The organism is Pseudomonas sp. PS01298, from assembly GCF_029959745.1.
Classification (GTDB): domain Bacteria; phylum Pseudomonadota; class Gammaproteobacteria; order Pseudomonadales; family Pseudomonadaceae; genus Aquipseudomonas; species Aquipseudomonas aylmerensis.
Genome location: NZ_JASCPP010000001.1, coordinates 173,076 through 190,222, shown reverse-complemented (window position 1 = coordinate 190,222; position 17,147 = coordinate 173,076). Strand labels below are relative to the sequence as shown.

The window sequence follows — 17,147 nt, the reverse complement described above, 5'->3', positions numbered from 1 at the left end:
GGTGTTTCAGTCACACCGCGTTGGGGCTATCGCAGGCTAGCCAGCGCCTCCAGGAAGCAGGCTTCAGTCTTTTTTCAGCTTGGGATTGGGAAAGAACTGCACCGCCTGCACCTTCGGGTCCGGCGCTTTCAACGCCGAGGTGTTGACCCGCGTACCCAACTCCTTGGGCACCGACAACCCCTGATCATTCAGCGTATCGGTATACCCGCAGGCCACACACTCGCGGTGCGGCACGTTGTCTTCGGTCCACATCTTGAGCTTGTCCGGCTCGCTGCACGCCGGGCAGACCGCCCCGGCGATAAATTGCTTTTTGGTAATCACAGGCCCTTCACTCATGCTGCCGCGTCCTCACTCAGGCCGCTGTGGCGCAAGAGTGCGTCAATCGACGGCGCCCGTCCGCGGAAGTCGACGAACAGCACCATCGGCGCCTGCGAGCCGCCACGGGCGAGGATCGCCTCGCGGAATGCGCGGCCGGTCTCGGCATTGAGCACGCCTTCTTCCTCGAACTTGGAGAAGGCATCCGCCGACAGTACTTCGGCCCATTTATAGCTGTAGTAACCCGCCGCATAACCGCCGGCGAAGATGTGCGCAAAGCTGTTCGGGAAGCGGTTGTAGGCGGGCGGACGCATCACCGACACCTCGTCACGCACGCCTTCGAGCACCTGCGCCACGCTGCGGCCGTCGCCGTGAGTGGCATGCAATTCGAAGTCGAACAGCGAGAACTCCAGCTGGCGCACCATCATCAGGCCCGACTGGAAGTTTTTTGCCGCGAGCATTTTTTCCAGCAGGTCCTGAGGCAGCGGCTCGCCGGTTTCATAGTGGCCGGAGATCAGTGCGAGGCCTTCCGGCTCCCAGCACCAGTTCTCCATGAATTGGCTCGGCAATTCCACCGCATCCCAAGCCACGCCGTTGATACCGGACACGCCGGCATGTTCGACGCGGGTCAGCAGGTGGTGCAGGCCGTGGCCGAATTCGTGGAACAGGGTGGTCACTTCATCGTGGGTCAACAGGGCAGGCTTGCCGCTGTCGGCCGGGGTGAAATTGCACACCAGGTTGGCGACCGGGCTTTGCAGCACGCCGTCGAGGGTGCGACGACGATCGCGCGCGCCGTCCATCCAGGCACCGCCACGCTTGTTGGCGCGGGCGTACAGGTCGAAGAAGAAGCGGCCGACATGCTGGCCGTTTTCCTTGATTTCAAACAGGCGGACATCCGGGTGCCAAGTGTCGAAGCCTTTCTGCTCGGCAATTTCGATGCCGTACAGGCGCTGCACGATGGCAAACAGGCCGCCGAGCACTTTGTCGATCGGGAAATAGGCGCGCAGGGCTTCTTGCGACACGCTGTAGCGCTGCTCGCGAAGTTTTTCGCCGTAGAAACCGCTGTCCCAGCTTTGCAGGTCGGCGCAGCCTTGTTCGGCGGCGTAGGCCCGCAGCTGCTGCAGATCCTGGGCGGCAAACGGCTTGCTGCGCTTGGCCAGGTCACGCAGGAAGGTCAACACCTGGTCGCTGGACTCAGCCATTTTGGTCGCCAGGCTCAGCTCGGAGAACGAGGCGTAGCCGAGCAGCTTGGCCAGTTCCTGACGCAGGTCGAGGATTTGTTCCATCACCGGGCCGTTATCATTCTGACCAGCGTTCGGGCCTTGGTCCGACGCACGGGTGCAGTACGCCGCGTAGACTTCTTCACGCAGGGCGCGCTCCTGGGCGTAGGTCATCACCGCGTAGTAGCTTGGGAACTCCAGGGTGATCAGCCAGCCATCCAGGCCTTTGGCCTGGGCGGCGGCAGCCATCTGCGCCTTGGCCGAATCGGTCAGGCCGGCGAGGGTGGCTTCATCGGTAACGTGTTTGGTCCAGGCCTGGGTGGCGTCCAGCAGCTGGTTGGAAAACTTGCTGCCCAACTCGGACAGCTTGCTCTGCACTTCGGCGTAGCGCTTTTGCTGCTCAGGCGGCAGATCGATACCCGACAGGCGGAAGTCGCGCAGGGAATGTTCCAGGATGGTTTTCTGCGCCACGTCGAAACCGGCAGCCTCCGGGCTGTTGGCCAGGGCTTCGAAGGCCTGGAACAGTTCGCGGTTCTGGCCCATCTCGGTGGAATAGGCGCTCAACGCCGGCAGGCAAGCCTCGTAGGCTTCGCGCAGTTCGGCGCTGTTGCACACGGCGTTGAGGTGGCTGACCGGGCTCCAGGCGGCACCCAGGCGGTCGTTCAGTTCGTCCATGGCCAGCACCAGGCCTGCCCATGTCGGATTTTTACCCTGGCTTTGCAGGATGCCTTCGATGGCGACACGGTTGTCGGCGAGGATCTGTTCGATGGCCGGCTGCACGTGCTCGGCACGGATCGCCGAGAACGGCGGCAGGTCGTAGGACTGCAGAAGAGGGTTGTTCGCGCTCACGGTTGGCACCTTGGCTGAAGAAACATGTAAGAACAAAGATGGGGCCATCTTAATTACAATCAACGCCCACCGCAGCTATCAGCACATAAGAGAGAGGCTATCGTGACCCTTCGCACCTATCAGAACCACACGCCAACCCTGGGCGCCGGGGCTTTTGTCGATATTTCGGCGGTGGTGATCGGCGATGTCGAAATCGGCACCGACAGCTCGGTCTGGCCGCTGACCGTGATTCGCGGCGACATGCACCGCATCCGTATCGGCGCGCGCACCAGCGTGCAGGATGGCTGCGTGCTGCACATTACCCACGCCGGGCCCTTCAATCCTGACGGCTTCCCGCTGCTGATCGGCGATGACGTGACCGTCGCCCACAAAGTCATGCTGCATGGTTGCAGCGTCGGCAACCGGGTGTTGATCGGCATGGGCAGCATCGTGATGGACGGCGCCGTGGTGGAGGACGACGTGATCATCGGCGCCGGCAGCCTGGTGCCGCCTGGCAAGAAACTCGACAGCGGCTTTTTGTACGTGGGTAGCCCGGTTAAACAAATCCGCGCGCTGACTGACAAGGAGCGTGCCTTTTTCACCTACAGCGCCGCGAACTACGTGAAGCTTAAAGACCTGCACCTGGCGGAAGGATTCGATCAATGACCCTCAACTACTCAACCGTCCTGTTCGACCTGGATGGCACCCTCACCGATCCACGCGAGGGCATCACCCGTTCGATCCAGTACGCCCTCGGCAAGCTGGGGATCGATGAGCCGGACCTGACCAAGCTCGAACACTTCATCGGCCCGCCGCTGTTGCAGGCGTTCATGCAGTTTTACGGCTTCGACGAGGCCAAGGCCTGGGAGGCGGTGAATTTCTACCGTGAGCGCTTCAAGGTCACCGGCCTGTATGAAAACCGCGTGTTCGACGGCGTGATGCCACTGCTGGAAGACTTGGGCAACCAGGGTCGCCAGCTCTATGTAGCAACCTCCAAGCCCTGGGTGTTTGCCCGCGAGATCGCTCGGCATTTCGACTTCGCCAAGCACTTCAAGGTGATCTACGGCAGCGAGCTGGATGGGACGCGGACCAACAAGGTTGAGCTGATTGCGCACTTGATCAGCGAGGAAGGCCTTGATCCTTCGGCCACCCTGATGATTGGCGACCGCAAGCATGACCTGATCGGCGCCCGCAGCAATGGCCTGGATTCGGCGGCGGTCGGCTATGGATTTGGCAGTTTTGCAGAGTTGAATGCCGAGGCGCCGACCTGGCATTTCGAAACGCTGGCCGAGATGCACCAGGCATTTTTGCCGCGCGCTTGAGACCGCCTTCGCAGGCAAGCCAGCTCCCACACTCGATCTTCATACACCCGAGGCCCCGAGTCATACCCGGAGCCCCCTGTGGGAGCGGGCTTGCTCGCGAAGGCGGGCTGTCAGTTGATGCCGTGCATGCCTGACCCACCGCCTTCGCAGGCAAGCCAGCTCCCACATTTGATCTTCTTACACCCGAGGCCCCGAGTCATACCCGGATCCCTCTGTGGGAGCCGGCTTGCCTGCGAGAGGCCCTGATGGCCCCGTACCCTCCAACTGCCTCAACGCCGCCTTGCGCTGCGCCTGCGGCAACCGCCCCAGTTGCTCGACCGCCGCATAAAACTTCAGCCAATCCCCGCCCTGCTGCGCATACAACGCCGCAAACGCCGGCACCCATTGGTCATACAGCCCAAACGGCAGCAACCGCGCATTGTTCATCGGCTGGTTGATCCACACGTCATAACGCTTGTCGCCGCCCCACTGGCTATCACGCAGTTGCCGATAATCACTGCGCAAACGCTCGAATTCCGCCGCCTTGGCCTGACGCATCACCTCGCCAGACAGTGGCTGCGCATAGAGTTTTTCCAGGCGTTGACGGGTCTCGAGGATCAGCCGGGTGAATTGGTCACGCTGCGCCACCGCGGAGTCGCTGAGGGGCGCCAGGCCCCGTGCCGCGCGCCATTGGCGGGTGCCTTCCTGTTCGACGAAATTGGCGAATGACTCGTTGAACTCGGTGTCGTCCTTCACATAGAAACGCTGGTGCGCCAACTCGTGGAAGATGAGCGTGGCCAGGCGCTCGTCACCCCAGTTCATCATCGAATTCATGATCGGGTCGTCGAACCAGCCCAGGGTGGAATAGGCCTCGACACCACCGATCGAGACATCCATGCCCTGTTGCTTCAACAGCGCCGCCTCACCGCGCGCCGCACCTTGGTTGTAGTAGCCGCGATAGGCCACGCAACCGGCAATGGGGAAACAGTGGGTCTCAGGCGACAGGGAAAATTCCTGCGTGGCAAAGACATTCCAAACCACGTAAGGCCGGCCAATATCGGCGTACAGACGGTAACTCTGGTTGTCAGGAAGGTGCAGGTGCTCGCTGGCGAATGTCCGCGCTTTTTGCGATTGCACCAGGTGCTCACGCAGTGACTGTGGGCGGGACGGGTCGGCGATGACCTCGGCCACCGGCTCGCGGGCACGCAACAATTGCCATTGTCCGCTGGCCAACTGGCTGTAATAACTGAGGCTGGAACAGCCGCTGAGCAACACAACCACCGCCCCTGCAAGAAAACGCCTGACCATGCCCCGACCACTCCTGGCTGATTTGCTCGCCAGACTATCCTGCCTATACGGAATTTTTCCATGACGTGACGTGTTTATACTCATAGCGAGTCTGTTGCCGTGCGCGCCAGGCTCAATTCTTTCCCTGCGATGAGTGCCTGCCATGCGTCAGCTCTTGCTCCCCGTCACCGCGCTGTTCCTGAGTGCGTGTGCTTACACCCCCATCCCGCCGGTTGACCCGCACCAGGCCTGGATCGATTTCGCCACCCCGACACCGGGTGCCAAACTGGTGATGGCCCAGCGCCTGGACGGCAAGAACCTCCCCGACGGGCGCTACTTCCAGGTCCCGCCCGGCAGTCATGAGTTGATGGTGCGCTTTGATTTCGAGGTGCCGACTGGCGGCAGTTTCAGCGGGTTTGGGCAAACGACGGATCGGACGTGCTTCATTACCTTGCAGTACGACCATTTCGAAGCCGGCCAACGTTATAGCCTGGAAGGGCGCTCATTGGCCTACACGCCGAATATCCGCCTGTACAACGCCGCCCGCCAATTGCTGGCCGAAGAGCGCAGCGTCAACTGCCTCTGATCAGTCGTTGTTCTTCTGGTAGACGATGGCTTTGGTGCCGTTCTCACAGCTGCCGACGACCATGGCGGAGTCGTGCTTGTCGGCTTCTTCCTTGCTGACAATTTCCAGGGTGTAGGACGGAACGGCGTTCGCCTGGATCTTGACCTCAATCTCTTTCCTGAGCTCTTCGCAGTCTTTTGGCGCGGCCACGGCCGAAGTGGCCAAAACACCGCAGATGATCGCCAAGGCAAAACGTTTCATGTGTGAAGCTCCCTGAATGCATTGCGCACGGGTGTGCGTCTAAGGCTGCATAGGCTATAGGACCACATGGGTGAAACACGAGTTCTGATTTAACGCAGATGTTTTGGCGCCGCCTAGAAACAACTGCAGGCGCCGGCTTGCCGGCGACCTACAGGTAGCGGTGTCAGTTTACGAGGGTGGCATCCAGGCTGATTTTCGCATTCAGCACTTTCGATACCGGGCACCCTTCCTTGGCTTTCTTGCTCAGTTCATCGAACTGCGCCTGGCTCGCGCCTGGAATCTTGGCCTTGAGGATCAAATGCACAGCAGTGATCGCAAAGCCGCCATCGACCTGGTCCAGGGTCACTTCAGCCTGGGTGTCGATGCTGTCAGCCTTGAGGCCGGCATCACCGAGAATCATCGAAAACGCCATCGAGAAACAGCCGGCATGCGCCGCACCGATCAGCTCTTCAGGGTTGGTGCCTTTGCCGCCTTCGAAACGCGCCTTGAAGCCATAGGGGGCTTCGCGCAGCACGCCGGTCTCGGTGGAAATGGAACCCAGGCCAGTCTTCAGATCACCTTCCCAATGCGCGGATGCCTTTTTAACAATACTCATAGCTTTCTCCTCGAACGGTGGTTTTGCGTCAGTAAGGTTCTGAGGATAGAAGCTTTGGCAAAGTTCACTTGTAAGAGAAACCTAGCGATTAAGTAGGAAATTTCGGGCTAGCTATTGAATCTCGGGTATATGCCCTCATTGCATAGGACATGCACATGAAGCGGCAGGTTTTGGTTCGTCTATGAAGCCTGCGCCCCCATTGGAGAAGCAGGCTTATGAAATCGCTGTCCGACGTAAAGTTCTCGACCCTCGACCTCGTGCCCGTGCGGGCCAACGGCAGTCCGGCGCAGTCGTTACGCAATTCCCTGGACCTGGCCCAGCACGTGGAAAGGTTCGGCTACAACCGTTTCTGGGTGGCGGAACACCACAATATGGACGGTATCGCCAGCTCGGCCACTTCGGTCTTGCTGGGCTATCTGGCTGGCGGCACCTCGACGATTCGCGTCGGCTCCGGCGGCGTCATGCTGCCCAACCATGCACCGCTGGTGATCGCCGAGCAGTTCGGCACCCTGGAAAGTCTCTACCCGGGCCGTATTGACCTGGGCCTGGGCCGCGCGCCCGGTTCCGACCAAATGACTGCGCGCGCCCTGCGCCGTGAGCGCTCGGGCAGCGCGGATGACTTCCCCGAAGATGTCGCCGAGCTGATGGCCTACCTGGGCCCACGCACGCCCGACCAACGGGTGATCGCCGTACCGGGCACCGGCACCAATGTGCCGGTGTGGCTGCTGGGTTCCAGTCTGTTCAGCGCCCAGCTGGCGGGGGAGCGCGGTTTGCCCTACGCCTTCGCCTCCCATTTCGCACCGCGCCTGATGCATGAAGCGATTCGTGTGTACCGCAATCACTTCAAGCCATCGGCCGTGCTCGACAAACCCTACGTGATGCTCGGCATTCCACTGGTCGCGGCGGACACCGATGAGCAGGCGGACTACCTGGCCACCTCCGTATACCAGCGCATCCTTGCGCTGATGCGCGGGCAAAGCCTGGTGCAGCGCCCGCCGGTGAAAACCATGGACGGCCTGTGGCTACCGCATGAAAAAATATGCGGTAGGCAGCTTCCTGGGCCTGGCCATGGTCGGCAGCCCGGCGAAGATCCGCGCCAAACTGGAGGTGCTGGTCGAACAGACCGGCGCTGACGAGCTGATCTTTACCTGCGACCTGTACGAGCATGCCGATCGGATTCATTCCTACGAGCTGCTGGCACAGTTGATGAAGGGCTAAAACTTCAGGCGAAAAAAAACGACGCACCTGTGGCCAGGGAGCTTGCTCCCGCTGGGCTGCGCAGCGCCGCCGAAAAAGGCAGTGCTGCGCACTCCAGCGGGAGCAAGCTCCCTCGCCACAAGTGCGTCGATTTTATATGTGAAGCACGGGATCACCCGCGCTTGTAGGCGATTTCCTTGGTACCGGCTTCGCAGCTGCCGACCACTGTGTGATCGCTCGGCGCTGCGCCCTTGTCCACGACTTCCAGCGAATAACCCGAAGCGCCCTTGGCGTCGATTTTCGCTGCAATTTCGCTTTTCAGCTCTTCACAAGGCTTGCCCGCCGCCAGGGCAGTGCCCGCAATGCTCAACAAACCTACCGCTAACAGGAACTTCTTCATCCGTTACTTTCCTTGCGCTGATCGAAAAGAGCGTGCCGACGCTTTCGCCTCGGCACCCATTGGTTGTAGCGCAGGTTATGGCAATCGGCCAGTCGGCAAGTTCAACCGACGTGATCAACTACTGGCAATTCGGAACCCGACTTTGAGGGTGACCTGAAAGTGCGCGGCCTTGCCGTCCTTGATGTGGCCACGGGTTTCGGTCACCTCGAACCATTCCAAGTGCTTGATGCTCTTGTTGGCTTCAGCCAGGGCGTTGTTGATCGCATCTTCAATGCTGGTCGCCGACGAGCCAACCAGTTCGACTTTCTTGTACGTGTGATGATCAGACATAGCGTTTCTCCTGAGGTCTCTAGTGAGCGTAGCAGTCAATGTTCGTACTGCTTCTGGCGACCGTTCCTACCTGAAAGTTCAGATTTACTGCACTTTCTGAAACGGGCGCAGTCGGTATCTACACCTGCCACTCAATCATTTCAGGAGAGTCCACATGGCCAACACTTCTTTACGCAAAGCGTCGCTGGAAAGCATGGAAGCCGAGATTTCGAGCCTGCTCAAGTCCCTTGAGAGCCTCAAGGACGATGCGTCCGATGAGTCGCGCAAAACGCTGAAGGCCCTGAAAAGCAATGCCGAGAATGCCCTCAAGCACTCCCGCCACCTGATCAGCGACGCGTACGAAGAAAGCAAAGTCAAACTCCGCGAAACCGGTGTTGCGACCCGGGACTACGCACAAGAGCACCCATGGACCACCGCCGGCGTCGCCGTTGGCGCACTGGGCCTGCTGGCGGCTTACCTGCTGTGCAAACGCGGCGACTAAACATCCTGGTGCGCCAGCTCAGCCTTGAGCCACTGCGCCAGTTGCCCGGCGCGCCCATCCGCGGCGCGCTTGGGTAGCCACAACGCCAGGTGCGCCGGGGTTTCACTGAAGCCCCACGGCGCCACCAGGCGACCCGCGCGCAGATCCTCTGCCACCAGCGGTTCCGGCGCAATTGCGACCCCAAGACCTGCCACCGCCGCCTCCAGCAAATAATACAAATGCTCGAACCCCTGGCCGTGTTTCAACGTGCCGGGCGCGATGCCGTGTTGCTGCGCCCAACTGGGCCAGGCCTGCGGGCGGGAAGTGGTGTGCAACAAGGCTTCTGCGCACAGCGCTTGCGGCGGCGCCTGGCGCAAGCGCTCGTAACCGGCAAAACGCGGGCTCATCACCGGGCCGATACGCTCGCTGGCCAGTTCATACACCTGCATATCCGCCGGCCATGGCGGCTCGGCAAACACCAGCAAAGCGTCCAGGCCGGGGCGCCTGGGGTCGAGGTCGCCGTCACCCGCCGACAGATGCAGGCGCAAGTCCGGCAAGTCGGCATTCAAACGACCCAGGCGCGGAATCAACCAGCGCGCCAGCAAACTGCCCGAGCAGCCCAGCACGAAGGGTGCGTCGGCGCTGGCCTGGGTGAGTTCGGCGCAGACATCTCTCAGACGCTCGAACGCTTCAGCGCTGGCATCACGCAGCCGGGCGCCGGCATCTGTGAGTTTAAGGCCGCGTCCATCCTTGGCGAACAGGCTGACACCCAAGTGCTCTTCCAGCACCTTCAACTGGCGGCTGACGGCACCATGGGTCACATGCAATTGCTCGGCCGCCTGGCTGACACTGTTGAGGCGGGCAGTGGCTTCGAACGCACGCAAGGCATTCAGGGGCGGAAGGTCTCGGCTCATCTGTGAGTTTTCCTGACAGGTTGATGCGATCTTATCGGTTTTCAGTGCAGGATGTGAGGGGTAGAGTGGCCGTCATTGCTGGTTACCCAAATTCCTACCTGGAGCGTCCCATGACTCAGTCCCAGACCGATCTGCGCAACGGCCCTGACGCCAACGGCCTGTTTGGCGCGTTCGGCGGCCGCTACGTCGCCGAAACCCTGATGCCGTTGATCCTCGACCTGGCCCGCGAATACGAAGCGGCCAAGATCGATCCGGCGTTCAACGAGGAATTGGCCTACTTCCAGCGCGACTACGTCGGCCGCCCGAGCCCACTGTACTTCGCCGAACGCCTGACCGAGTTCTGCGGCGGCGCCAAGATCTACCTCAAGCGCGAAGAGCTGAACCACACCGGCGCGCACAAGATCAACAACTGCATCGGCCAGATCCTGCTGGCGCGGCGCATGGGCAAGAAACGCATCATCGCTGAAACCGGTGCGGGCATGCACGGCGTGGCTACTGCCACCGTTGCCGCACGGTTTGGCCTGCAGTGCGTGATCTACATGGGCACCACCGACATCGAACGCCAGCAGGCCAACGTGTTTCGCATGAAGCTGCTGGGCGCTGAAGTGATTCCAGTCGTCGCCGGCACCGGCACCCTGAAGGACGCGATGAACGAAGCCCTGCGCGACTGGGTCACCAACGTCGACAGCACCTTCTACCTGATCGGCACCGTGGCCGGCCCGCACCCGTACCCCGCGATGGTGCGCGACTTCCAGGCCGTCATCGGCAAGGAAACCCGCACCCAGCTGCAAGCCCAGGAAGGCCGCCTGCCGGACAGCCTGGTCGCGTGCATCGGCGGTGGTTCCAACGCCATGGGCCTGTTCCACCCGTTCCTGGATGACACCAGTGTCGAGATCATCGGCGTTGAAGCCGCCGGCTACGGCATCGAAACCGGCAAGCACGCCGCCAGCCTCAACGGCGGCGTACCCGGCGTCCTGCACGGCAACCGCACCTTCCTGCTGCAGGACGACGACGGCCAGATCATCGACGCCCACTCGATTTCCGCTGGCCTGGACTACCCCGGCATCGGCCCGGAACACGCCTGGTTGCATGATATCGGCCGCGTCCAATACACCTCGGTGACCGACGACGAAGCCCTCGATGCGTTCCACAAATGCTGCCGCCTGGAAGGGATTATTCCTGCACTGGAAAGCGCCCACGCCCTGGCTGAAGTGTTCAAGCGCGCTCCGACCTTGCCCAAGGATCACCTGATGGTGGTGAACCTGTCCGGCCGTGGCGACAAAGATATGCAAACCGTGATGCACCACATGGAACAGGCTTCACAAGAGCCATCTCAGCAGGAGAAACACTAAATGAGCCGCCTGCAAACACGTTTTGCGCAACTGAAAGAACAAAACCGCGCGGCCCTGGTAACCTTCGTTACCGCCGGCGACCCGGGTTATGACACCTCGCTGGCGATCCTCAAGGGCTTGCCGGCAGCCGGCGCCGATGTGATCGAGTTGGGCATGCCCTTCACCGATCCGATGGCGGACGGCCCGGCCATCCAACTGGCCAACATCCGCGCACTGACCGCCAAGCAGAACCTGGCGAAAACCCTGCAGATGGTCCGTGAGTTCCGCAAGGACAACACCGAGACGCCGCTGGTGCTGATGGGTTACTTCAACCCGATCCACAAATATGGTGTGCCGCAGTTCATCGCCGATGCCAAGCAAGCCGGTGTAGACGGCCTGATCGTGGTCGACATGCCGCCCGAGCATAACGGCGAGCTGTGCGACCCGGCCCAGGCTGCGGGTATCGACTTTATCCGCCTGACCACGCCGACCACCGATGATGTGCGCCTGCCTACCGTGCTCAACGGCAGCTCCGGGTTTGTGTACTACGTGTCGGTGGCCGGTGTGACCGGCGCCGGCGCGGCGACCCTCGAGCATGTCGAGGAAGCCGTAACCCGCCTGCGCCGGCATACCGACCTGCCGATCAGCATCGGTTTTGGTATCCGCACGCCGGAACAAGCTGCCGCCATCGCGCGCCTGGCAGACGGTGTCGTGGTGGGGTCGGCCTTGATCGATCACATTGCGAATGCCAAAACTGATCAGCAAGCGATTGATGGCGTGTTGGGCCTCTGCGCGGCACTGTCGGAAGGTGTCCGCAACGCCCGTAAGTAAGCGGCTCGTAAGCGGTAGGTAAAGTTCCTGATACAGAGGAATCATACCGTCGATTCAGTACCTAAACTGACAAGACCAAGGGATTTCGAACCTCGTTCGAGGTCCCTTTTTTGTTCGTGCAGTACTGAGGAAACACCCCATGAAAATGCCTAAACGCTTGATAGCTGGTCTCGGCGTGCTGATGCTCGGCGCAAGTGCCCTGGCGCAGGCCGCGCCTTACGACCAAGGCGGCCCAGACCGTGGCGGCCCGCAAGGCCAGCACGAGCAACATGGCGACGACCACCGCGGCCCACAGGACAACCGTCGCGGCGGCCCGCCCCAGGACTTTGGCCCGGTGCGGCAGATCATCCACGACAACCATGGTCAGTTCGCGCGCGGCGCCCCACCGCCGCCGAATGTGCGCCTGGTACGCGGCCAACCACTGCCCCGTGGCTACTACGGCGAACGCCTGGACAACCGAGCGCTGGCGCGCCTGCCGGTGTACCCAGGCTACGAATGGCGCCGCTCCGGCCCGGACGTGGTGTTGATTGCGGTGGGTACCGGCATCGTCTACGAGATCCTTGACGGCGTCCTCAACTGAAACCGAGGGACAGGGTGAGCTTGCAAGGCAAGCAGGCTGTCTGTCTGTCTGTGGCAAGCCTGCTTCCTGTGACAAGAAGACTCCCTGTGACAAGCCCGCATCCTGTGCAAGAAGACTCCCTGTGACAAGCCCGCTTCCTGTGCAAGAAGACTCCCTGTGACAAGCCCGCTTCCTGTGGCAAACCCGCATCCTGTGGCGAGCGGGCTTGCCCCGCGTTGGGCTGCGCAGCAGCCCCAATAGAAGCTACTGCGGTATTTCAGGAATAACGCGTCGACAGATTTTGGGGGTGCTTCGCACCCCAACGCGGGGCAAGCCCGCTCGCCACAGGATGCGGGCTTGCCACAGGGTGCGGGCTTGCCACAGGGAGCCCATCTGCTAAAGAGGTTCACCTGCTAAAGAAGCCCCCATCAGCGACAAACACCCATCCGCCACAGGCTATTCATTCAGTTCAATACGCTCGACCTTACCCACCAACAGCACGTAGGACAGCGCACCGAGCAACGCCAGCACCGCGATATAGGTGATCGCCGGCGCAAACGAATCGCCGCTGGCCAAAAAGCCAATCACGATCGGCGTGGCAATCGCCGACAGGTTGCCGATGAAATTGAACACCCCTCCCGTCAGCCCGAGCAGACGCGCAGGCGCCAGGGTCGAGACCAGCGACCAGGTGATCGACGCCAGGCCATTGCCGAAAAACGCCAGCGCCAGGAACGCAATCACCCATGCCGTCGAGTCCACGTAGTTGGCGCCGATGATCGCCGTGGAAATCAGCAATCCACCGATGATCGGCAATTTGCGCGCGAAACCCACCGACGCCCCCCGGCGAATAAGCCAGTCGGAAAATATCCCCGAGCAGAGCACCCCAACAAACGCCGCCAGAAACGGCAGCGACGCCAGCAGGCCGGACTTTATGAAGTCCATGCCGCGATATTTCACCAAGTACGTCGGGAACCACGTCAGGAAGAACCACAGCGTCGAGTTCAGGCAGAACTGCCCGAGGTAGATGCCCCAGAGCTTGCGCTTGCTCAGCACGATACCCAGGTCGACCCAACTGAACGGCGCCTTTGTGGCTTGCGCCTGCATGTCGACCAGCCCGCCACCTTCGCGGATCAGGTCGATTTCAGCGGCGTTGGCGCCTTTGAAATCCTTCGGCTCGCGGTACACCGCGTACCAGATCACGGCCCACAGGATGCCGACGCCACCGGTGGCGACAAACACCATGTGCCAGCCGAACGCGTGCTGCAGCCACGCCAGGACCGGCGTGAGAAAGGCCAGCCCGACAAACTGCCCGGAGGTATAGACGCCAATCGCAGTGGCGCGCTCGCGTTCGGGAAACCAGGTGGTGACCACACGGCTGTTGATCGGGTAGGCCGGCGCCTCCAGGGCGCCGACGGCCATGCGCAGCACAAACAGCGCGATGAAACTGGCGGCAAACCCGAGCATTACGGTGGCGATCGACCACAGCAGCAGGGCAGCGGTGTAGAGAATGCGGGGCGGAACCCGGTCGACCAACCAGCCGCCAGGGATCTGCATGGCGGCATAGGTCCAGCCGAATGCGGAAAAGATCAGCCCGACGTGCACCGGGTCGATCCCCAGTTCACTGGTCAGGGCCGGGGCGGCAATCGACAGGTTGCTGCGGTCGAGGTAGTTGATCACCACGGTGATAAACAGCAGCACCATGATGAAGAAGCGCTTTCGGGTAGGCGTGACTAAAGATGCCTGCCCGGTGAAGGATTCAGGGTGCATGGGGGTTGCCTCTTGTTATGTTTATTGAGGACGGGTCGACGCGGTCAATGTGGGAGCTGGCTTGCCTGCGATGGCGGTGCGACCGCTGACTCATCTGGCACAGGCAGACCGCTATCGCAGGCCAGCTCCCACATTCGAACAGGTCCCTTCAGGTCAATATCACCACTCGGCAAAACTGCCGTCGGCATGCCGCCAGATCGGGTTGCGCCAGCGGTGGCCGATGGCCGCGCGTTCGATCACGTATTCCTCATTGATCTCGATGCCCAGGCCAGGCCCGTTGGGGATCTTCACGAAGCCCTGGTCATAGTCGAACACGCCCGGGTCGCGCACGTAGTCGAGCAGGTCGTTGCTCTCGTTGTAGTGAATGCCCAGGCTTTGCTCCTGGATAAACGCGTTGTAGCAAACCGCATCCAGTTGCAGGCAGGCCGCCAAGGCAATCGGGCCCAACGGGCAGTGCAGGGCCAGGGCCACGTCGTAGGCTTCGGCCATGTTGGCGATCTTGCGGGTCTCGGTGATGCCGCCGGCATGGGAAGCATCCGGCTGGATGATGTCGACGTAGCCTTCGCTGAGCACGCGCTTGAAGTCCCAACGCGAAAACAGGCGCTCGCCCAAGGCAATGGGCGTGCTGGTCAACGGTGCCAGTTCCTTGAGGGCTTCGTAGTTTTCACTGAGCACCGGCTCTTCGATAAACATCAGTTTGTACGGGTCCAGCTCTTTCATCAGCACCTTGGCCATAGGCTTGTGCACCCGGCCATGGAAGTCGACGCCGATGCCGACGTTAGGGCCGACTGCATCGCGCACGGCCGCGACGTTGGCCAGGGCCAGGTCGACTTTCTCGAAGCTGTCGACGAACTGCAATTCTTCGGTGCCATTCATTTTCACCGCAGTAAAACCACGGGCCACGGCCTCTTTGGCAGCGCGCGCGGTATCGGCGGGGCGGTCGCCGCCGATCCACGAATACACGCGGATCTTGTCACGCACCTGGCCACCGAGCAGGTCGCTGACCGACACACCGAGGGCCTTGCCCTTGATGTCCCACAGCGCCTGGTCGATACCGGCGAGGGCGCTCATGTGCACGGCGCCGCCTCGGTAGAAGCCACCGCGATAGAGCACGGTCCAGATGTCTTCGATATTGCGTGGGTCTTTGCCGATCAGGTAGTCGGACAGTTCCTCGACCGCAGCAGCCACGGTGTGGGCGCGGCCTTCGACCACGGGTTCACCCCAGCCGGTGACGCCCTGGTCGGTCTCGACCTTGAGGAAGCACCAGCGCGGCGGGACGATGAAGGTCGTCAGTTTGGTGATTTTCATCTGTTATCTCTCTTATAGATGCAGCGCCTGCAGGCGCGGAACTTGATATCAGCTCAGGGCTTTCCAGGCGGCGACATAAGCCTGGGCGCGGCTCGCTACCTGATCCACTGTCATACCCGGTTTGAACAATCCCGACCCCAACCCGAAGCCCTTGGCGCCGGCGTCGATGAACACCTGCATGTTGTCCGGGGTGATACCGCCCACCGGCAGCAGCAACGTGCCTGCGGGCAATACCGCCAGCCACGCCTTGATCACCGAAGGGCCCATTTGCTCGGCCGGGAACAGCTTCAACACGTCGGCACCTTCGGCCAAGGCGGCGAAGGCCTCGGTAGGCGTGGCCACGCCGGGCGACAGGTACAGGCCGGCGGCTTTCGCCGCGCGCAACACCTTGGCATCGCTGTGGGGCATGACGATCACCTGGCCTCCGGCGGCCTGCACCTGCTCGACCTGCTCGGGCGTCAACACCGTGCCGGCACCGATCAGGCAATCGGCGGGCAGGCTGTCGCGCAAGGTGCGGATGCTGGTGTACGGGTCGGGCGAGTTCAGCGGGACTTCGATCACCCGAAAGCCCGCCTGGTACAGCACTTGGCCGATGGCTTGGGCTTCGTCCGGTCGTACCCCGCGCAAAATCGCGATCAAACCGTTTTGTGCGAGTGCTTGCTTGAGCATGTCAGGCCTCCGTTGCAGGTTGAGTGAGCCCGGCCGCCACGGCCAATTGCCACAGGCCACGCTCGGTCGCTTCCTGCGCCAGGCTGACGTGGGCGAAACCGCACAAGGCGAGGGCGCGTTGGTAGCGGGCGCAGAGGGCGCCAGCACCGACCAGGATGATCGGCGTTTGCTTGGCGTGGCCAGGCAAGCCGGCGAGTTCATGGCCGATCAGCAGGCCAGACAAGTAATCGGGTTGTTGCTCCGGGGCGAGTTCGGCGGTGAGGCCCAGGGCGCGTGCGCTGAACAGCGTCGACAGCACGCCACGCTGGCCGTCCCTGGAGAGCGCCACCTGCACGCCGCGATCAAACGCGTCGGCCTGAAACTGCTCGGCGACCTTTTGCGTACGCCCGAGAATGCTGTGCTTGCTCAGTACCGCGAACAGCTCGCCGGTCATGAAGGTGTCGAAGTGAGTGATGCAACCGTCGACCACCTCGACCCATTTGGAATGGCTGCCGGGCAGGCCGATCAACACTTCAGCGGTGCTCGGTAGGCTTTGCAGCACGCCCAGCACCTGGGTTTCTTCGCCGCGCATCACGTTGGGCAAGCCGACCTGCTCGATCACACCCGGCACGATGTGCACCGCCACGCCGCGCAGGCTGCGCACGGTGTGCAAGGCCTTGCCGAGGCTCGCGACGTCCACGGGGGTATTGCGATAAGCCGCTTCGCTCCAGCCCTGGGCGCTGCCGACCATACCGCAGGCGATCACCGGCAAGCCTGGCTCGGCGTCGAGCCAGTCGCCGCACGCCGCATCGAACGCCAACTCGAAGCCATCGCTGCAGCGCACGCCGGCAATATCCCGGGGCTCGCTGGGCAAGTGCATGATGCCGGACGCCAGCGCGCGCTGTTCCAGCACCACACCCGCCGGGCCGAGTTTGTAAGCACGAAGGGAGCTGGTCCCCCAATCGAGCGCGATCAATTGCGCCTGCATCGCTTCACCTGAGTTCTGAGCGGATGCAGCGAATATAAACCC

General features: G+C 61.8%; 19 protein-coding genes and 1 pseudogene. 8 read left to right on the top strand and 12 right to left on the bottom strand.

The window, feature by feature from the left end:
• Positions 1-63: 63 nt before the first annotated feature.
• Complete coding sequence (locus QMX97_RS00860; protein ID WP_065902760.1) at positions 64-336, bottom strand: YheV family putative zinc ribbon protein; 273 nt, start codon at positions 334-336, stop codon at positions 64-66.
• On the bottom strand, positions 333-2,432 hold the full coding sequence (gene prlC, locus QMX97_RS00855) for an oligopeptidase A (RefSeq protein WP_282395609.1): 2,100 nt from the start codon (positions 2,430-2,432) through the stop codon (positions 333-335). Before prlC ends, QMX97_RS00860 begins: the two co-directional genes overlap by 4 nt.
• Before the next feature lie 54 nt (positions 2,433-2,486).
• On the opposite strand from prlC, the gene QMX97_RS00850 reads away from it, so the two are divergent.
• Complete coding sequence (locus tag QMX97_RS00850) at positions 2,487-3,029, top strand: gamma carbonic anhydrase family protein (protein WP_065902756.1); 543 nt, start codon at positions 2,487-2,489, stop codon at positions 3,027-3,029.
• Positions 3,026-3,685 carry an HAD family hydrolase gene (locus QMX97_RS00845; protein ID WP_282395608.1) on the top strand — a complete coding sequence of 220 codons (660 nt, stop codon included), beginning with the start codon at positions 3,026-3,028 and terminating at the stop codon, positions 3,683-3,685. Before QMX97_RS00850 ends, QMX97_RS00845 begins: the two co-directional genes overlap by 4 nt.
• A 177-nt stretch (positions 3,686-3,862) precedes the next feature.
• On the opposite strand, the gene QMX97_RS00840 is transcribed toward QMX97_RS00845, so the two are convergent.
• On the bottom strand, positions 3,863-4,972 hold the full coding sequence (locus QMX97_RS00840; protein WP_120447318.1) for an aminopeptidase: 1,110 nt from the start codon (positions 4,970-4,972) through the stop codon (positions 3,863-3,865).
• A gap of 142 nt (positions 4,973-5,114) precedes the next feature.
• Here QMX97_RS00840 and QMX97_RS00835 point away from each other — a divergent pair, with 142 nt between their 5' ends.
• Positions 5,115-5,537, top strand: coding sequence for a hypothetical protein (locus QMX97_RS00835; protein WP_065902750.1), 423 nt, complete (start codon positions 5,115-5,117; stop codon positions 5,535-5,537).
• Here QMX97_RS00835 and QMX97_RS00830 read toward each other — a convergent pair whose 3' ends face one another.
• Both QMX97_RS00830 and QMX97_RS00825 read right to left on the bottom strand, forming a co-directional pair.
• Positions 5,538-5,777, bottom strand: a complete 240-nt coding sequence (locus QMX97_RS00830) for a DUF1161 domain-containing protein (RefSeq protein ID WP_010207769.1) — start codon at positions 5,775-5,777, stop codon at positions 5,538-5,540.
• Positions 5,778-5,940: 163 nt separating this feature from the next.
• Positions 5,941-6,372, bottom strand: a complete 432-nt coding sequence (locus QMX97_RS00825) for an OsmC family protein (protein WP_010207768.1) — start codon at positions 6,370-6,372, stop codon at positions 5,941-5,943.
• Between the two features lie 215 nt (positions 6,373-6,587).
• Between QMX97_RS00825 and QMX97_RS00820 the strand changes: the two are divergent.
• Positions 6,588-7,590: pseudogene (locus QMX97_RS00820) on the top strand (LLM class flavin-dependent oxidoreductase).
• A 151-nt stretch (positions 7,591-7,741) separates the two neighbouring features.
• Here QMX97_RS00820 and QMX97_RS00815 read toward each other — a convergent pair.
• Both QMX97_RS00815 and QMX97_RS00810 read right to left on the bottom strand, forming a co-directional pair.
• Positions 7,742-7,969: a DUF1161 domain-containing protein gene (locus tag QMX97_RS00815; RefSeq protein WP_025854355.1), complete on the bottom strand. Its 228-nt coding sequence runs from the start codon at positions 7,967-7,969 to the stop codon at positions 7,742-7,744.
• A gap of 114 nt (positions 7,970-8,083) precedes the next feature.
• Positions 8,084-8,299 (bottom strand): dodecin, encoded by a 216-nt coding sequence (locus QMX97_RS00810; RefSeq protein WP_003187305.1) that lies wholly within the window; start codon positions 8,297-8,299, stop codon positions 8,084-8,086.
• 154 nt (positions 8,300-8,453) lie between these two features.
• Between QMX97_RS00810 and QMX97_RS00805 the strand changes: the two genes are divergently transcribed.
• Positions 8,454-8,780 carry a DUF883 family protein gene (locus QMX97_RS00805; protein ID WP_003233664.1) on the top strand — a complete coding sequence of 109 codons (327 nt, stop codon included), beginning with the start codon at positions 8,454-8,456 and terminating at the stop codon, positions 8,778-8,780.
• Here QMX97_RS00805 and QMX97_RS00800 read toward each other — a convergent pair.
• A complete protein-coding gene (locus QMX97_RS00800) occupies positions 8,777-9,673 on the bottom strand; it encodes a LysR family transcriptional regulator (RefSeq protein WP_201146241.1) in 897 nt (298 codons plus the stop codon). The two genes, QMX97_RS00805 and QMX97_RS00800, sit on opposite strands and share 4 nt — an antisense overlap.
• 110 nt (positions 9,674-9,783) lie before the next feature.
• On the opposite strand from QMX97_RS00800, the gene trpB reads away from it, so the two are divergent.
• The 3 genes from trpB (at position 9,784) to QMX97_RS00785 (ending at position 12,415) form a co-directional block, all read left to right on the top strand.
• On the top strand, positions 9,784-11,025 hold the full coding sequence (trpB, locus tag QMX97_RS00795) for a tryptophan synthase subunit beta (protein WP_282395603.1): 1,242 nt from the start codon (positions 9,784-9,786) through the stop codon (positions 11,023-11,025).
• A complete protein-coding gene (gene trpA / locus QMX97_RS00790; protein WP_106805554.1) occupies positions 11,026-11,835 on the top strand; it encodes a tryptophan synthase subunit alpha in 810 nt (269 codons plus the stop codon).
• 139 nt (positions 11,836-11,974) lie between these two features.
• Positions 11,975-12,415, top strand: coding sequence for an anti-virulence regulator CigR family protein (locus QMX97_RS00785; protein WP_065902741.1), 441 nt, complete (start codon positions 11,975-11,977; stop codon positions 12,413-12,415).
• Positions 12,416-12,850: 435 nt separating this feature from the next.
• Here the strand turns inward: QMX97_RS00785 and QMX97_RS00780 are convergent, their stop codons facing one another.
• The 4 genes from QMX97_RS00780 to QMX97_RS00765 form a co-directional block, all read right to left on the bottom strand.
• Complete coding sequence (locus QMX97_RS00780; RefSeq protein WP_065902739.1) at positions 12,851-14,161, bottom strand: MFS transporter; 1,311 nt, start codon at positions 14,159-14,161, stop codon at positions 12,851-12,853.
• Between the two features lie 159 nt (positions 14,162-14,320).
• The gene (dgoD, locus tag QMX97_RS00775) at positions 14,321-15,469 is read right to left on the bottom strand and encodes a galactonate dehydratase (RefSeq protein WP_003170741.1); all 1,149 of its coding nucleotides are present in this window, start codon (positions 15,467-15,469) and stop codon (positions 14,321-14,323) included.
• Between the two features lie 48 nt (positions 15,470-15,517).
• Positions 15,518-16,138 (bottom strand): 2-dehydro-3-deoxy-6-phosphogalactonate aldolase, encoded by a 621-nt coding sequence (locus QMX97_RS00770; protein WP_120447315.1) that lies wholly within the window; start codon positions 16,136-16,138, stop codon positions 15,518-15,520.
• Between the two features lies 1 nt (position 16,139).
• Positions 16,140-17,105: a 2-dehydro-3-deoxygalactonokinase gene (locus tag QMX97_RS00765; protein WP_282395601.1), complete on the bottom strand. Its 966-nt coding sequence runs from the start codon at positions 17,103-17,105 to the stop codon at positions 16,140-16,142.
• Positions 17,106-17,147: the final 42 nt, after the last annotated feature.